Here is a 16,270-nt window from a genome sequence, read left to right as displayed (position 1 = left end):
TTCACAGGGAGCGGGGTGCGTCAGGAGGGCACCGTCTCGGCCACCTGGCGACCGACAGGGCCCCGGGAACTGGCCCAGAGGCCGCGCGTCTTGGCATATTGCAGGGGTGACCGAAGGACGGCCGGGGGAACGAGGAGACAGCGGTGCGTACCAGGAAGGAGATGCGTCGTCTCGCTGACGCTCTCATCGACCCCATCGAGGTGGCCGTGCCGGCCGACCCCGAGGTGCTGTTCGAGGCGCTCGTCGCCTCCGTCAGCGCGTGGCGGGGACGGGAGGTGGTCGTGCACCGGGCGGCGTTCCCGCCGCACACCGCGAGCGGGCTGTGGCTCGAGCGCGAGAGCCACGACGACGTGGTGGTCGACGAACGCGCGGCCGTCTGGCACCAGATCGTGATCCTCTGCCACGAGGTGTGGCACATGAGCCGCCGCCGGGCGGAGAGCGGCGCGGAGGCGGACGACCGGTCCCGGGCGGTGGCCGCGCGCACCGACTTCTCCCTGGCGGAGGAACAGGAGGCGGACCGCTTCGGCATGCTGATGGGCAGTCGGCTGCGCACCTGGCTGGACGCCTCCACCGACTCGGTGTTCGCCGCGGAGGGCGGCGGCCCGGCCAGCCCTCAGAGCCTCGCCGGCCGCATCGGGGCCGCGCTCAACTACCGCGGGACGACCGGATGAACGGCCTGATCAACTATGTGAGTTGCGCGGCGCTCTGGCTCGGCCTCGCGGTGCGCGCCCCCGATCTGCTGCGGCACCGGCGCGATCCGTATCTGCGGGCCATCTGCGCGGTGCTGGGACTGGCCGGGCTCTGCTTCCTGCTCGGAGCGCCGCCCACGGTCGGCGCCGTCAACCGGCTGAGCGGCGTGCCCAACCTCGCGGCGCCGGTCACCTACGCGGCGATCACCGGATACTGCGCCGCCTCCCAGGTCCTCGTCGTCCACTGGCGCGGCGGTCCCCGGGTGCGCCGCACCGCCCGCCGGTGGACGCTCGCCTACGCCGTCGTGGTCCTCGGCGTCGCGGTGACCTTCGCGCTCGGCGACGCGCCCGTGGAGCGCCGCACCGATCTGGACACCTACTACGCGACGACCCCCTTCATCGCCCAGATGATCGTGCTGTACCTGGTCGCGCACCTGAGCGCGGCGACCGTCACGACGGTGTCCGCGCTGCGCTGGGCCCGGCAGGTGCACGGCGGGCTGCGGGCCGGCCTGACGCTGATCGGGGCCGGTTCGCTGTGCGGCGCCGGCTACAGCGCCACCAAGCTCGTCGCGGTGGGCGCCCGCTGGTCCGGGCAGGACTGGTCGGCGCTCGGCACCACGGTCTCCCCGGCCGCCGCGGGCCTGGGCGCCCTGCTGGTGGTCGTCGGGGTGCTGGTGCCGCTGGTGACGCCTCGGGTGGCCGAGTGGCGGCGGGCGGGACGCGCGTACGCGCGGCTGGGGCCGTTGGAGCGGGCGCTGGACGACCTGCTCGTCCGCCGGGCGCTGCGGCTGCCGCGCCCGCGGTTCGCCTCGCCCGCCACCCTCCTGATGTGGCGCCGGACGAGCATCCACAACGCGCTCGGTCACCTGGACGCGTACTGCGACCGGGACCTGTTCGACCGGACCCGCGCCGACACGCTGGCGGCGACGGGCGATCCCGAGCTGGCCGGGGCGAGTGCCTGGGCCGCGGTGATCGTCGACGCGCTGCGGCACGAGGCCGGCCCCGGGAGGGTGCCGTCGCCCGCCACGGGCACCGGTCGCCCCCTGGCCCCGTCGCCGGACCCGGCGGCTCTCGCGAGGATCTCCGACGTGCTCGCCGGCGCCGTGCGGATACCGGCCGCGTCCACGGTCCCGACCGGCAGGACGACGGCGGGCACCGCGTGACGGCGGGCGGCGGCACCGAGGGTGACCCGGGCGGCCGCGCGGGCACCCGGCACGGCCGGGACGCACGGGTCCCGCACGAGAGGAGTGGTCGGACGTGAGTCTCGTCGTCTACCTGGCGGCCGTGGTGTTCGGCATGACCTCGGTGCTGCTGTTCCGCCGCCCCCGGACGGCCGTCCGCAATCCGCTGGCCCTGTCCACCTGCGTGGCCATCGTCCTCGGTGCCCTGGTCTTCGTGTGCGCCGCTCCGGCCACCCTCGGCACCGTCAACGAACTCACCGGCGTCCCCAACTTCGGGGCCCCGCTGACCTACGGCATGCTCTCCGCGTACAGCTGCGCGGTGCTGGTGCTGCTGATCAACTGGCGGGGCGGTCCCCGGCCGGTGGTGCGGCGCGCGGTGCTGCGCAGCATGGCGGCCTACGGTCTGCTGGTGGCCGCCATCGTCGTGCTGTTCCTGCTCGCCGACGCGGACACCGAGCGGCTGACCGACCTCGACACGTACTACGCGGGCACCCCGTTCATGCGGGAGATGATCCTGCTGTACCTGCTCGGGCACAGCGCGGCGATGCTGGTGATGTGTGCCGTCTGCGTCAAGTGGAGCCGTGAGGTGCGCGGCCTGCTGCGGATCGGGCTGCGGCTCATCCTGCTGGGCGCGCTGCTGGACCTGGTGGGGTTCCAGCTCACCAAGTACACGGCCGTGGTGGCGCGGTGGACGGGTCACGACCTCGACTTCCTGTCCACCAGCGTGGCCCCGCCGATGGCGTCGCTGGCGGCGCTGGTGTGCTCCGTGGGGTTCGCCCTGCCCAGGCTGCTGCCTTCCGTACTCGCCCACTGGCGGGGGCTGGACGACTACCGGCGACTGGGTCCGCTGTGGTCGCTGGTGAAGTCGGTGTCCACGGCCCCCAGGCAGCCGTCCGTCTGGTGGCGGCTTCCCCGGGCCCGGCTCCAGTGGCGCGAGGTCTCCATCCACGACGCCCTGCTCACCCTGGCGCCGTACTTCGACCACCGGGTCCGTGAGGGGGCGCGGGACGCCGCCCTGCGCGCGGGCCGCTCCCCGCACGAGGCGCGGCTGGCGGCGGAGGCGGTGATGCTCGCCGACGCGGCGCGCCGGGCCACCGCCCACGAGGAACCGCCCGACGCCACCGGTTCCTACCGGCTGCACGCCACCGAGGTTCCGGGCGCGAGCGGGCTGGTGGAACTGTCGCAGGCACTGCACCGCCCGCCCGGCCGGGCCGCCGCACCCGGCGGCCCGGGCCCGTCTTCCCTGTCCGGACCCCTGACCGAACCCGAGGAGCCCCATGTCGCGTAGAGCAGTCGTCGTCGGTGCCGGACTGGCCGGGATGCTGGCCGCCTCCGTGCTGGCCGACGCGGGCGTGGCGGAGGTCGTGGTGCTGGACCGCGACGAGCTGCCCGACGGGCCGCGGCAGCGCCGGGGTCTTCCCCAGGGCCGGCACGCGCACCTGCTGATGCCCGGCGGGCTGACGGCGATGGAGGAGATGGTGCCCGGCGTGAGCCTGCGCAAGCGACTGCTCGCCGCCGGGGCGCACGAGGTCTCCCTCAGCTCGGGCATCCTGGCCCGCAGCCCCGAGGGCTGGCTGCGGCGGTGGCGGCGGGCGGGGCCCGTCATGCTCACCTGCACCCGGGCGCTGGTGGACTGGACGGTACGGGCCGCGGTGCTCGAACGCACGTCCGTCGAGGTGCGCCGGGCGGCCGTGGTGGGCCTGACCGGGTCCGCGGGGCGGGTGCGGGGCGTGCGGATCTCGGGGCCCGGCGGGGCGGAGGACCTGGACGCCGGCCTGGTCGTCGACGCGAGCGGACGCGGTACGCGCATCCTCACCTGGCTGGACGGGCTCGGGCTGTCCGGCGTCCGGACCCGGACCGTGGACTCGGGGCTGGTCAACGCCTCGCGGGTGTACCGGGTACCGGCCGGGGCGGAGCGGTTCCCGCTGACGGTCGTGCACGCCGATCCGTACGTGTCCCGGCCGGGCCGCAGCGCCATGGTCATGCCGATCGAGGGGGATCGCTGGCTGGTCAGCTGCGGCGGCACGCGCGGCGGTGAACCGCCGGCCGATCCCGAGGGTTTCCTGCGGTACACGCTCGGCCTGCCGGACCCGATCGTGGGCCGGCTGATCTCCGGCGCCGAACCGCTCACCGACGTGCACCTGAGCCGGTCCACCAGCAATGTGCGCCACTATCTGGACAAGGTGCCCGACTGGCCGGAGGGCCTGGTGGTCCTCGGCGACGCGCTCGGCACCTTCAACCCGGCCTACGGGCAGGGCATGTCGGTGGCCGCGTTCGGCGCCCGCGTACTCGGCCGGGAGCTGGACCGGGCCGACGGGCTCGACACACCCGGTCTGGCCCGGCGGGTGCTGCGGGGTGCGGCGCGCCCGGTGGACGCGGCCTGGGCCATGGCCGTGGGGCAGGACGTCCTCTACCCCCGAACGCGCGGCGGCGGGCGGCCGGGGATCGCCGACCGGGCGGCGACGGCGTACACGCGGCGCATGACGAGGGCGGCCACCGGTTCCTTCGCGGCGGCCTCGGCGCTCTGGGACGTCACCAGCATGCGCACACCGCCGACCCGGATGTTCCGCCCCACCGCGGTGCTGGCGGCCCTCACCGGCTCGCCCCTGCCCGCGCTGGCGGGTCCCCCGCTGACGCCCGCCGAGCGCGAGGTGCTCGACGGCCTCGACCGCACGGGGGTGTGAGCGGGACCGCCGGGCCCCTCACCCCGCGAACGCCGGCTGCGCCACCCCCCGTCCCGCACCCGGCACCACCAGCAGGGAGCCCGCCAGCGGGTGCGGGTCGGGCAGGCCGACGCGGGCCGTGGTGAGGTACAGGTCCGTGAGGTCCGGGCCGCCGAAGGCGCAGGCCGTGACCCGGGGAACGGGGAGGGCGATCACCCGGTCCAGGTCGCCGGACGGGGTGTAGCGGCGTACCGCGCCGCCGTCCCACAGGGCGACCCACACGCAGCCGTCGGCGTCGACGCACAGGCCGTCCGGGAAGCCCGCGCCGTCCTCGATCGCGGCCAGGGGGCGGCGGTTCGCGGCCCGGCCGTCCGCGGTGACGTCGAAGACGTCGATACGGCGGGTCGGGGTGTCGGCGTAGTACATGAGCGTGCCGTCGGGGCTCCAGCCGGTGCCGTTGCTCACGGTCACGTCGTCGAGGACGGTCTCGGCCGTCCCGTCGCCGGTGTACCGGGTCAGCGTGCCCCCGCCGCGCGCCTCGTCGTAGCGCATGGTGCCCGCCCACAGGCTGCCGTCGGGGGCGACGGCGGCGTCGTTGCCGCGGCGGCCGGGGACGGGCTCGCGGTGCAGCCAGCGGAAGGTGTCGTCCGCATCGAGCAGGCCGATCCCGTCCCGCAGGTTGAGGACCAGGCCGCCGCCCGCGCGGGGCTTGACGGCGCCCACGTGCTGGTCGGTGCGGCGCACGGTGCGCCGGCCGGTGGCCGGGTCGTGGGTGTGGACACGGGAGTTCAGGATGTCGAGCCACAGGAGGCGGCCCGTGGCCGGGTCCCAGGTGGGGCCCTCGCCGAGGGACGCCTGGGCGTGGACGGCGACCTCGAAGGCGGTGCCGGGCGCCGTCATGCCGCGCTCCGGTGGCCGAGCCGCTCGGAGAGGTCGGCGGCGCCCTTGACGGCGAGCTGCTCCAGTTCGGCGCGGCGCTCCTCGCTCCAGCGGATCATGGGCACGGAGATCGACAGCGCGGCGACGACCCGGCCGGTGCGGTCGCGGACCGGGGCGGCCACGCAGGACACGTCCGGGTTGGACTCGCGGCTCTCCACCGCCGTACCGCGCTCGCGGATCGCCGCCAGGGCCTCGCGCAGGGCGGCCGGGTCGGTGATGCTGTTCGGGGTCATCGCGGTCAGCTCGGCGCCGTCGGGGAAGCGCGCGGCGACCTCCGGCTCGGGCAGCGAGGCCAGCAGCATCTTGCCGACGGACGTGCAGTGCGCGGGCAGCCGGCGTCCGGCCGCCGACACCATGCGCACCGCGTGCGTGGAGTCGACCTTGGCGATGTAGATGACGTCGGTGTCCTCCAGGATCGCCACGTGCACCGTCTCGTCGCAGGTCTCGGCGACGGTCCGGGCGACCTGCTGGCCCTCCGCGGCGAGGTCGAGGTGCTCGGCGTAGCGGGCGCCGAGCTGGTACGGACGCACACCGAGCCGGTACCGTCCGGACTGCCCGGCGACCGGGACGATGTACTTGCGGGCGGCGAGCGTGGTGACCAGCTCGTGCACCGTGGTGCGCGGCAGCTGGAGCCGGCGCACGATGTCGGGGGCGGAGAGCGTGCCGTCCCCGTCGAGGAAGAGCTCCAGTATGTCGAGAGCCCGGGTCACGGCCGGCACGAGGCGTCCCATGTCCAGCCCCCTCCCTAGGTGTGTTCGAGATTTCAACAGGCGATCGGAATAACGAACACAGGCTACTCATATCGCGTTTGCCTGGGCAATGGGCGGGTGATGATGGGGGCCATGCCGACCGGAAAGCAGCCCGCAGCTCCCTTCACCCCGCGCGACTTCCAACTGGTCCTGCTGCGCCGCATGGCCGACCACAACCCCGGACCGGTGGAGGACGCCCGCCGCGAGCTGGGCGCCTCGGTGGCGGAGATGCGCGAGGCCAACAGGCGCTGGCAGGCGATGCTCCGCTCCCCCCGGTCCCGCTCGGCCGCCTCGCGGTACCGCTCCGTCCTGGGCGAGCCGGAGTCGGTGGCGCCCCGCCGGATCGGCGACCTGGAGTGCGAGGCCCGGCAGTGGGCGCTGCCCCTGTGGCCCGGCCTGCGCTTCGAGGTGCTCGTCGCGGACAAGGGCGTCGTCTGGAACGAGTGGCTGGTCCGCGCCCCCGGCGCGCCGGGGCCCGAGTTGCGCACCCTGGACGACCTCACGCCCTGGTCCTGCACGGTGGACGAGGCGGCCCGCGCCTTCGCCCCCGCCCGGCCGCTCCAGGGCTCGGCCCCGACCCGGTGGGGGCTGGCCTTCACCGCCCCGGACCGGGAGGGCGTACGGCACGAGGTGGTCGCGGAGTTCACCTGGGGGCTGTTGCAGCGCACGGCGGTCGGCGGCTGACGGGGGCCCGGCGGGGGCGGGCGGTCAGCGCTCGTCCTCCGGGTCCCAGTCCAGCAGGCGGACCTTGGCGACCGTACGGACGTGGCGGCGCATCGCGGCGGCGGCCTGCCGGGGCTCCCGGGCGGCCACGGCGTCCAGGATCGCCCGGTGCTGGGCCAGGGAGCGGCCGGGGCGGCCGGGCTGGCGCAGGGACTCGGTGCGGCTCTCGGCGATCTGGTGGGCGATGGAGCGCATGAACTCGGCGAGCAGGCTGCTGTGCGCCGCCGCCGTCACCGCCGCGTGGAACAGCCGGTCGCCCTCGACGCCGTGCCCGTCCCGGTCGATCTCCTCGGCCATCACGGCCAGGGCGGACCGCATGGCGGCGAGGTCGTCCTCCGTGCGGCGCTCGGCGGCCAGTTCGGCGAGCTTCGTCTCCAGGGCCTCCCGGGCCTCCAGGACGTCCGGGAGGCGGCGGCGGCGTTCGACCATCTTCTCGACGGGTTCGACGTCGAGGCTGTCCCGGACCAGATAGGTCCCGCCGCCGTGCCGCGCCTCCACCAGGCCCTGCACCTCCAGGACCACGATCGCCTGCTTCACCGAGGCACGGCTGACACCGAGGCGCTGGGCGAGGTCCCGCTCGGGCGGCAGCCGGTCGCCCGCCCGCAGACCGCCGTCGGTGACGTACTGGCGCAGCCGCTCCAGCACCTGTTCGTACAGGCGCTGTTTGGTCATGGGGCGCAGGGCGTCGGTCATGAGGTCCCCCCTCTCGTCGGGAGCGTAGCACCGGCGCCGACGATGGCCCGGTGGACGAGTGGCTGAGCCAATTGTTGCGCGACCCCTTGACGCCGGCTCCCACCGGGCCCACGCTGACCAGCCAACCGCACCATTCCAAGTGGCTCAGCCACTCAGCCACTCCACATCGGCAGTCAGGTCAGCACTCGGGAGCCCCCGCATGTCCCCCGAACTCATCTCGATCCTCGTCCTCGTCGTGGTGTTCGTCATCGCCACCACCCGCTCCGTCAACATGGGCGCGCTCGCCTTCGCCGCCGCGTTCGGGGTGGGCACGCTCGTCGCCGACCTCGACGCGGACGGCATCTTCGCCGGGTTCCCCGGCGACCTGTTCGTCGTCCTCGTCGGCGTCACCTACCTGTTCGCGATCGCCCGGGCCAACGGCACCACCGACTGGCTGGTGCACGCGGCCGTCCGGCTGGTGAGGGGCCGGGTCGCGCTGATCCCCTGGGTGATGTTCGCGCTGACCGGCGCGCTCACGGCGATCGGCGCGGTCAGTCCGGCCGCGGTCGCGATCGTCGCGCCGATCGCCCTGAGCTTCGCCACCCGGTACTCGATCAGCCCGCTGCTCATGGGCACGATGGTGGTGCACGGCGCGCAGGCCGGCGGGTTCTCGCCGATCAGCATCTACGGCTCGATCGTCAACGGCATCGTGGAGCGGGAGAAGCTCCCCGGCAGCGAGATCGGCCTCTTCCTGGCCTCGCTGGTCGCCAACCTCCTCATCGCCGCCGTGCTGTTCGCGGTGCTCGGCGGGCGGAAGCTGTGGGCGCGCGGGGCGGTGACACCGGAGGACGGCGGTGCCCCCGGCAAGGGCCCGGAGCCGACCGGCAGCGGGGCGGGCGGCGGCACCGACGCGGCCCCCGGTACCGGCGGCGGCGCCCCGACCGCCGTGGCCGTCCGACCCGACCAGGGGACCGGCGGCACCGAAGGCACCGGCATCCGCCTCACCCCGGCCCGCATCGCCACCCTGGTCGCCCTGGTCGCGCTGGTCGTGGCCGTGCTCGGCTTCGACCTGGACGCCGGTCTGACCGCGGTCACCCTGGCCGTGGTGCTGAGCACCGCCTGGCCGGACGACAGCCGCCGTGCCGTCGGCGAGATCGCCTGGTCCACGGTGCTGCTGATCTGCGGTGTCCTCACCTACGTGGGTGTGCTGGAGGAGATGGGCACCATCACCTGGGCCGGTGAGGGCGTCGGCGGCATCGGGGTCCCGCTGCTGGCTGCCGTACTGCTCTGCTACATCGGCGCCATTGTCTCGGCCTTCGCCTCCTCCGTGGGCATCATGGGCGCGCTGATCCCGCTGGCGGTGCCGTTCCTCGCACAGGGTGAGATCGGGGCGGTCGGCATGGTGGCGGCGCTCGCGGTGTCGGCGACGGTGGTGGACGTCAGCCCGTTCTCGACCAACGGCGCGCTGGTGCTGGCCGCGGCCCCGGACGTGGACCGGGACCGCTTCTTCCGCCAGCTGATGATCTACGGCGGGATCGTGGTGGCGGCCGTGCCGGCGCTGGCCTGGCTCGTCCTGGTGGTGCCCGGCTTCGGGTAGACCCGCCTCGCGGATCCGGCGTGATCCGGCAGCCTTGAACGACAGCACTCGGGCAGCACCCTTTCGGGCAACGGCTCTCGGGCAACAGCTCTCGGGCAGCACCCTTCGGGCAACAGTTAAGGAGTACGACGCGTGTCCTCTCTCTTCCCGGCCCTCTCCCCGGCCCCGACCGGCGCCCCGGCCGACCGGCCCGCGCTGCGGTTCGGCGAGCGCTCCCTGACGTACGCGGAACTCGCCGCCGCGGCGGGCGCCACGGCCGGGAGGATCGGCGGCGCCGGCCGGGTCGCGGTCTGGGCCACCCCGGCGATGGAGACCGGCGTCGCCGTGGTGGCGGCGCTGCTGGCCGGGGTCGCCGCCGTACCGCTCAACCCGAAGTCGGGCGACAGGGAACTCGCGCACATCCTCTCCGACAGCGCGCCCTCGCTCGTCCTGGCGCCCCCGGACGCCGAACTGCCGCCCGCCCTCGGCGCCCTGGAGCGCGTCGACGTCGACGTGCGGGCCCGCGGGGCGGTCCCCGAGGACGGCGCCGACGACGGCGACCCGGCGCTCGTCGTCTACACCTCCGGCACCACGGGACCGCCGAAGGGCGCCGTCATCCCCCGGCGGGCGCTCGCGACGACCCTGGACGCGCTGGCGGACGCGTGGCGATGGACCGGTGACGACGTCCTCGTGCAGGGGCTGCCGCTGTTCCACGTGCACGGACTGGTCCTCGGCATCCTCGGCCCGCTGCGCCGGGGCGGGTCCGTGCGGCACCTGGGCAGGTTCTCCACCGAGGGCGCGGCGCGGGAGCTGAACGACGGCGCGACCATGCTGTTCGGGGTGCCGACGATGTACCACCGGATCGCCGAGACGCTCCCGGCCGACCCGGAGCTGGCGAAGGCGCTCGCCGGAGCGAGGCTCCTGGTGTCGGGGTCGGCCGCGCTGCCGGTGCACGACCACGAGCGCATCGCCGCCGCCACCGGGCGCCGGGTGATCGAGCGGTACGGCATGACGGAGACGCTGATGAACACCAGCGTGCGCGCCGACGGCGAGCCGCGCGCCGGGACGGTGGGCGTGCCGCTGCCCGGTGTGGAGCTGCGGCTGGTGGAGGAGGACGGCACGCCGATCGCGGCGCTCGACGGGGAGAGCGTCGGCGAGATCCAGGTGCGCGGCCCGAACCTGTTCACCGAGTACCTCAACCGCCCCGACGCCACCGCCGCCGCCTTCACCGAGGACGGCTTCTTCCGCACCGGCGACATGGCGGTGCGCGACCCCGACGGCTATGTCCGCATCGTCGGCCGCAAGGCCACCGACCTGATCAAGAGCGGCGGGTACAAGATCGGGGCCGGGGAGATCGAGAACGCCCTGCTCGAACACCCAGGGGTGCGGGAGGCCGCGGTCACCGGGGAGCCCGACCCCGACCTCGGGGAGCGGATCGTGGCCTGGATCGTCCCGGCCGACCCCGCCGCGCCGCCCGCCCTCGGCACGCTGGCCGACCATGTCGCCGCCCGGCTGGCCCCGCACAAGCGGCCCCGTGTCGTCCGGTACCTCGACGCGCTGCCCCGCAACGACATGGGGAAGATCATGAAGCGGGCGCTGGACCGTGACTGAGCGCCTGACCGCGCGGGAGTTCCTCGCCCTGGTCACCGACGATGACACCTTCACCGAGCTGCCCCACACGGACGGCCCGTGGCGGCCCGACGGCCCCCTCGGCTGGCCCGGTTACGACGCCTCGCGGGCCCGCGCCGCCGAGCGCACCGGCGAGGCGGAGTCCGTCGTCTGCGGCACCGGCCGCGTCGAGGGCACCCGGGCCGTGCTCGTCTCCTTCGAGTTCGGCTTCCTCGGCGGCTCGCTGGGGCACCGCACCGGCGACCGTCTTGAGGCGGCGTACACCTACGCCCGTGAACACCGGCTGCCGGTGGTGCCGTTGGTGGCCACCGGCGGCAGCCGGATGCAGGAGGGGATGCTCGCACTGACCCAGCTCCAGCGGGTGGCCCGGCAGTCGGCGCTCACCCGCGCGGCCGGTCTCGCGCAGATCGCGGTGGTGCGGGACCCGGCGACCGGCGGCGGCTGGGCGACGCTGGGCGCGGGCGCCGACGTGGTCCTCGCCCTGCCCGGCGCGCAGGTCGGCTTCGCCGGGTCGCGGGTCCGGCCGCCGGACGCGGACCCGGCGGCGTACACGGCCGAGGCGCAGGTGGCGGCGGGCAGCGCGGACGCGGTCGTACCGCCCGGGGAGCTGCGCGCGACGCTGGGGCGGTGGCTGCGGCTGCTGACGGCGCCGTCCGGCGCCCCGGCGCCGGTGCCCAAGCCGCTGGGCGCGCGGGACCTGCCGGCCGGGGGCTGGGACGCGGTGCGCCGGGCCCGTGCCGCCGGACGTCCGCGCGCCGGGGCGTACCTGGACGCCTACTTCACCGAGCGCGTCGCTCTGTCCGGCGACCGCTCGGGCGGCCGGGACCCGGAGGGCATGCTCTGCGGCTTCGGCGCGCACGCGGGGCGGACGGTCGCGTACGCCGCCCAGACGGGCACCGCCACCCGGCCCGCCGGGTACCGCACCGCGACGCGACTGATCGGCCTCGCGGACCGGCTCGGCATCCCGGTGCTGACCCTGGTGGACACGCCGGGCGCGGCCAACGACGCGGAGGCCGAGCGGGCGGGGGCGGGTCCGGCGATCGCGGACCTGTTCGGCGCCGTGGCCTCGGTGCGCACGCCGGTCACCACGCTGGTGATCGGCGAGGGCGGCTCGGGCGGGGCGCTGGCCCTGGCCGCGCCCGGCAGCACGTGGGCCACCCCGGACAGCTACTTCTCCGTCATCGCGCCGGAGCACGCGGCGGCGATCCTGAAGCGCCCGCCGGAGGAGGTGGAGGCGACGGCCGGTCAACTGCGGTTGCGTCCGCAGGACTTGGCGGCGCTTGGCGTGATCCGAACAAGCGAGCAGGTGTTCCCTGGAACAGGTGATCGTCGCTCTGAAGAGCGCATGTGACTGCAGGGACCAACGATACTTACGGTGTGCAAGCAACGGGCTGCAGACCGTAGTTGACGCACATGTCCCCAGTAGTCCCCGCGGGTTCCGGTCTCAGCGGGCCCCGCATCTGAACAGCGCAAGGAGCTGCACGATCATGAACCTTCTCACCGACATCCTCGCCGGCCTCGTCCACTTCGTCGGCTGGCTGGTCTGACGGTCCGAGAAACCGACGGCGCCGCCTCCCCGTCCCAGGGAGGCGGCGCCGTCCGCGTGTCGGCACACGCAAAGCGCTCGTGGGCCTACCGCACGGCCACCGCCCGCACGATCTCCTGGGTGACCGAGCCGCCCCGGTCGTCGCGCGCCGAGGCCCGCAGCGAGACGTGCCCGGCGTCGCGCGGCACGCTCAGCGTCCCGTGCCAGGAGGCCTCCCCGTCATCGCCGCGCAGCCGGACCTGGTGCCAGGTCTTCCCGCCGTCGTAGGACGCCTCCAGCTTTCCGCCGCCGAGCTTCCCGGTGTCCGGGGCGCCCGCCACGTAGGCGGCGTCGAGACCGACCCGCAGCTTCTTCCCGCCGCGCACCTTCCCCGCGAGGTCGGTGTCGACGTCGAAGGAGAGGTTGATCAGCGGCAGGAAGGTCCACCGGTCGTCCGGCGTCGCGGCCGACCGGAAGGTCCACTCCGCGTGGCCCTCCGTCGCCAGCGGCCAGCGCTTCGCATCCAGCGCGGTGTCGGTGACGAGCTTGTACGTGTGCTCGTCGGCGGGCATGTCCCACGCGTAGGCGGCGGAACTCGGCCCCTGGTCGACCAGTTCGCCGTCCAGGTACACCGACGTGGTCTGCGTCATCCCGCTGCCCTCGGTCCACACGTCGCCGAAGCCGGTGTGGTCGGGCCCCGAGTCGCCCCAGCCGGGCGCGTTGAACTGGAGCTGGTTCCCGGAGCGCTGCTGTCCCCAGCCGAGCCCGGTGCCGAGGTAGGGGTGCCACACCGGCTTGAACCAGTTCAGCTCCGCGCGCGAGCCGCCCCGGTAGTCGGACAGTCCGCCGCGCTCCTCCAGTGCCCCGTCGGCGCTGGTCACGGTCTCGTGCCAGAGCTGGCCGGGCCCGGTGGACACGTACTCGGTGCGTTCGGCGGGGTAGTCGATCCGCTCCCGGAAGCCGAGGCCGACCGGGAAGGTGTCGGTGATCGAGTACCGGAACTCGCCGCCGCTCGACGGTTCGTCGCCGTGGTACTTGGTGTGCAGCACGGCGAGGTCGCGGTGTCCGGGCTCGAAGGTGAGGTCACGGTCGGGCACGGCGCCCGGGTGCCCCTCGGACAGGTCGTACACGTAGGGCGTGTTGCGGGTGCCGGTCATGTCCACCCGCTTGGTCCTGCTCAGCCGGCGGGCGTCGGCCGCGGAGACCGTGGCGATCTGGAGCGGCCGGTCGGCGTTGTCGTCCGTGCCCCACCACGCCATCAGCCGGCCGGGGGCGTCGTCGGTCACGAACAGCGCCTCGACGCCCGCCTCCTGCGCGGCCCGGGCGAGCGCGGCCGGTTCGGTCCCCCCGGTGAGCTCGGCGAGGACCGCCTTGCCGCGTACGCCGTCCGGGAAGGGCCCGGCGCCGACGGCCCCGACGTCGACCAGGGGCAGCCGGGTGCGGCCCTCGATCAGGGTGCCGCCGGACTGGACCGTGGCCTCGCCGATCCCCTTGACCTCCAGGAGCGGCTTGCCGAGCCGCCACACGGTGCGGTACTCGAAGTCGCCCTGGGCGACCTTGCCGGTCGGCGCGGCGAAGATGCTGTCGTACGTCAGCGGCACCTGCACGGCGCCGAACAGGTCGGAGCCGTTGGCGCTGCGGTCGTACTCCATGAGGAGCTGCCGGGTCTCGGTGCGCTCGCGGACGTCGGCGCTGATCTCGCGCAGCTCGCGGCCGTCCAGGGTGATCTCGCGGTCCCGGTCGACGACGACCTCCGGTGCGGTGAGGAAGCCGAGGCCGAGGGAGTCGGCGCCGTGGCTGCCGCGCACGTCCAGGAAGGACGACAGGCTGTACGTCCCGCGCGGGAGCCGCAGCTCCAGGGTGCCGGAGTCACCGACGTGCGCGGGGAAGGGGTCGACGCCCCCGGTGAGCTGCTGGACGGTCAGGTCGGCCGGGGTCGCGGCGCCGGAGCGGTCCTTGACGTGCACGGTGAGCGTGTACCGCTCGCCCTCCTTGACCAGCCCGAACGCGGTGTGCGCGAGGGTCTTCCCGCTCGCGTCGGCCGCGACGATCTGCCCGCCGGTGGTGCCGACCGGTGCCTTGGAGCCGTCACCGGTGACGGTGGTGGCGGCGGAGCCGTGCGCGGGCACGGTGAGGGAGGTGTCGGCGAGGGTGGCGACGCCCTCGGGGGCGCCCCGCACGGACAGCTTCAACTCGATGGCCGCGTCGGAGTCGTTGGTGTAGCTGACCGTCCTGGTGACGGGCTCGTTGGCCTCGTACGGCCAGGAGTAGAAGCCCAGGTCGGCACTGCCGGTCGCGGTGACGTCGGCGGCGACTGCCTCCGGCACGCTGACCCGGCCCGCGCCCAACCGGTAGGTGGAGGCGTCCAGTTCCTTGGACGTGGACATCAGCGCGTCCTTGAGCCGCGCGCCGCTCCAGTCGGGGTGCTCCTCGGCGAGCAGGGCGGCCGCCCCGGCGATGTGCGGCGTCGCCATCGACGTACCGTCCATGGACGTGTAGTCGCCGCTGCCCTCGACGAGCCGGGAGCGGGCGGCGAGGATGCCGACGCCCGGGGCCGACAGGTCGGGCTTGAGGGCGTTGTCGCCGTAGCGGGGTCCGGCGCTGGTGAACCAGGCGGCCTGGTCGGCGGAGTCGACGGCGCCCACGGTGAGGGCGGCGTCGGCCGCGCCGGGCGAGCCTATGGAGGAGGGGGCGCCGGTGTTCCCGGCCGCGATCACGAACAGGGCGCCGGTCTCGCGGGACAGGGTGTTGACGGCCTCGGCCATCGGATCGGTGCCGTCGCTCGGTTCGGTGGAGCCGAGGCTCATGGACACGATGTCGGCGTCCACGTCCCGGGCGGCCCACTCCATGCCCGCGATGATCTCCGACTCGCTGCCGAAGCCCTCGTCGTCGAGGACCTTGCCGACCGCGAGCGTGGCGCCGGGGGCGACGCCCTTCTCCTTGCCGTCCGAGGCCGCACCGCTGCCGCCCACGGTGGAGGTGACGTGCGTGCCGTGGCCGTTGCGGTCGGCGACCTCCTCGCCGGGGATGAAGCTCCTGCTCTGCGCGATCCGCCCCGCGAGGTCGGGGTGCCCGGCGTCCACGCCGCTGTCCAGCACGGCCACGGTGACGCCCTTGCCGGTCAGCCCGGCCTCCCAGGCCTCCGGCGTGCCGATCTGCGCGTTGGACTCGGCCATGTCCGCGGTGACCCGCCCGTCGAGCCACACGCCGTCGACGCCGGCGCCGCCACGGGTGAATTCGCGCCAGAATGCACGCCCCTTGTCGGCCTCGACGGCGGCCCCGCGCACGCTGGGCAGCGACCGCGTCCGCTCGGCCCCGCGCGGGGTGGCGGCCCGCGCGCCCTTGCCGTACGTCACGATCAGCGGCAGCTCGCCGGTCTCGCTGTCGGCGAGTCCCTGTTTCAGCAACTCCCCGACGTCGAAGAGCCGTTCGTCGAGGCTGCCGTCGCGCAGGTAGGGCAGGGCCTCGTCCGGTACGACGGTGGTCCGGCCGCCGGAACTGCTGGTGCGCACGGCGCCGGTGGCGCCCTCGGGCCGCTCGACCGCGACGGTCTTCCGGCCGCCGCCGAGGTCGGTGACGGTCACCCGGTCGCCGGTGACGAGGGTGACGGTGCGGGCCGCGTCGGCGGCGGGGGCCGTGCGGGCGGCCGCCGTTTTGGATCGCACCGGGTCGGGGGGCGGATCCTGCGCCGCCGCCGTCCCGGCCGGCAGCAGCGCGATCACGAGCCCCGCCGACAGGAGGGTCGCCCCACGTCTGACTGGTCCTGTGCTCATGCACGTCTCTCTTCGTGTCGTCGTAGAGTGCGGTGAAGAGTGCTGTGAGCAGTCTCAGGTGGCCGCTGGGGCACAGGAGTTGATCGGGCGCGGCGGTTAGTCGCCCTGGCGGCTTTCCGCCAGCGGTGGGACGGTCCGGTGGCGCGGAACG

The 16,270-nt window shown here is 74.7% G+C and carries 12 protein-coding genes; 8 read left to right on the top strand and 4 right to left on the bottom strand.

The window, feature by feature from the left end; all coding sequences use genetic code 11:
• Positions 1-143: 143 nt before the first annotated feature.
• From ACFYZ3_RS01045 to ACFYZ3_RS01030, 4 genes are all read left to right on the top strand, one after another.
• On the top strand, positions 144-671 hold the full coding sequence (locus ACFYZ3_RS01045) for a toxin (RefSeq protein ID WP_388513029.1): 528 nt from the start codon (positions 144-146) through the stop codon (positions 669-671).
• Entirely contained in the window at positions 668-1,852 is a 1,185-nt protein-coding gene (locus ACFYZ3_RS01040) for an MAB_1171c family putative transporter (RefSeq protein WP_388513026.1), read from the top strand. Before ACFYZ3_RS01045 ends, ACFYZ3_RS01040 begins: the two co-directional genes overlap by 4 nt.
• A 94-nt stretch (positions 1,853-1,946) precedes the next feature.
• Positions 1,947-3,158 (top strand): MAB_1171c family putative transporter, encoded by a 1,212-nt coding sequence (locus tag ACFYZ3_RS01035; RefSeq protein WP_388513023.1) that lies wholly within the window; start codon positions 1,947-1,949, stop codon positions 3,156-3,158.
• A complete protein-coding gene (locus ACFYZ3_RS01030; protein ID WP_388513020.1) occupies positions 3,148-4,554 on the top strand; it encodes an FAD-dependent oxidoreductase in 1,407 nt (468 codons plus the stop codon). Before ACFYZ3_RS01035 ends, ACFYZ3_RS01030 begins: the two co-directional genes overlap by 11 nt.
• A gap of 18 nt (positions 4,555-4,572) precedes the next feature.
• Here the strand turns inward: ACFYZ3_RS01030 and ACFYZ3_RS01025 are convergent, their stop codons facing one another.
• Positions 4,573-5,433 (bottom strand): SMP-30/gluconolactonase/LRE family protein, encoded by an 861-nt coding sequence (locus ACFYZ3_RS01025; RefSeq protein ID WP_388513017.1) that lies wholly within the window; start codon positions 5,431-5,433, stop codon positions 4,573-4,575.
• On the bottom strand, positions 5,430-6,203 hold the full coding sequence (locus ACFYZ3_RS01020) for an IclR family transcriptional regulator (RefSeq protein ID WP_007449320.1): 774 nt from the start codon (positions 6,201-6,203) through the stop codon (positions 5,430-5,432). The genes ACFYZ3_RS01025 and ACFYZ3_RS01020 overlap by 4 nt, the downstream gene beginning before the upstream one ends.
• Before the next feature lie 99 nt (positions 6,204-6,302).
• Here ACFYZ3_RS01020 and ACFYZ3_RS01015 point away from each other — a divergent pair, with 99 nt between their 5' ends.
• Positions 6,303-6,905 carry a hypothetical protein gene (locus ACFYZ3_RS01015; RefSeq protein ID WP_388513013.1) on the top strand — a complete coding sequence of 201 codons (603 nt, stop codon included), beginning with the start codon at positions 6,303-6,305 and terminating at the stop codon, positions 6,903-6,905.
• Between the two features lie 24 nt (positions 6,906-6,929).
• On the opposite strand, the gene ACFYZ3_RS01010 is transcribed toward ACFYZ3_RS01015, so the two are convergent.
• Entirely contained in the window at positions 6,930-7,637 is a 708-nt protein-coding gene (locus tag ACFYZ3_RS01010) for a FadR/GntR family transcriptional regulator (RefSeq protein ID WP_361001049.1), read from the bottom strand.
• Positions 7,638-7,836: 199 nt separating this feature from the next.
• On the opposite strand from ACFYZ3_RS01010, the gene ACFYZ3_RS01005 reads away from it, so the two are divergent.
• The 3 genes from ACFYZ3_RS01005 to ACFYZ3_RS00995 all read left to right on the top strand — a co-directional run bounded on the left by ACFYZ3_RS01005 (position 7,837) and on the right by ACFYZ3_RS00995 (position 12,172).
• Complete coding sequence (locus ACFYZ3_RS01005) at positions 7,837-9,213, top strand: SLC13 family permease (RefSeq protein WP_388513010.1); 1,377 nt, start codon at positions 7,837-7,839, stop codon at positions 9,211-9,213.
• Positions 9,214-9,345: 132 nt separating this feature from the next.
• On the top strand, positions 9,346-10,803 hold the full coding sequence (locus tag ACFYZ3_RS01000; protein ID WP_388513007.1) for an acyl-CoA synthetase: 1,458 nt from the start codon (positions 9,346-9,348) through the stop codon (positions 10,801-10,803).
• Complete coding sequence (locus ACFYZ3_RS00995) at positions 10,796-12,172, top strand: carboxyl transferase domain-containing protein (RefSeq protein ID WP_388513005.1); 1,377 nt, start codon at positions 10,796-10,798, stop codon at positions 12,170-12,172. The genes ACFYZ3_RS01000 and ACFYZ3_RS00995 overlap by 8 nt, the downstream gene beginning before the upstream one ends.
• A 281-nt stretch (positions 12,173-12,453) precedes the next feature.
• Here ACFYZ3_RS00995 and ACFYZ3_RS00990 read toward each other — a convergent pair whose 3' ends face one another.
• The gene (locus ACFYZ3_RS00990; RefSeq protein ID WP_388513002.1) at positions 12,454-16,119 is read right to left on the bottom strand and encodes a S8 family serine peptidase; all 3,666 of its coding nucleotides are present in this window, start codon (positions 16,117-16,119) and stop codon (positions 12,454-12,456) included.
• Positions 16,120-16,270: the final 151 nt, after the last annotated feature.

It is taken from the genome of Streptomyces sp. NPDC001599 (genome assembly GCF_042893535.1).
In the GTDB taxonomy this organism is placed as follows: domain Bacteria; phylum Actinomycetota; class Actinomycetes; order Streptomycetales; family Streptomycetaceae; genus Streptomyces.
The sequence above is the reverse complement of the archived record's forward strand: the minus strand, read 5'-3'. Positions and strand labels throughout refer to the sequence as shown.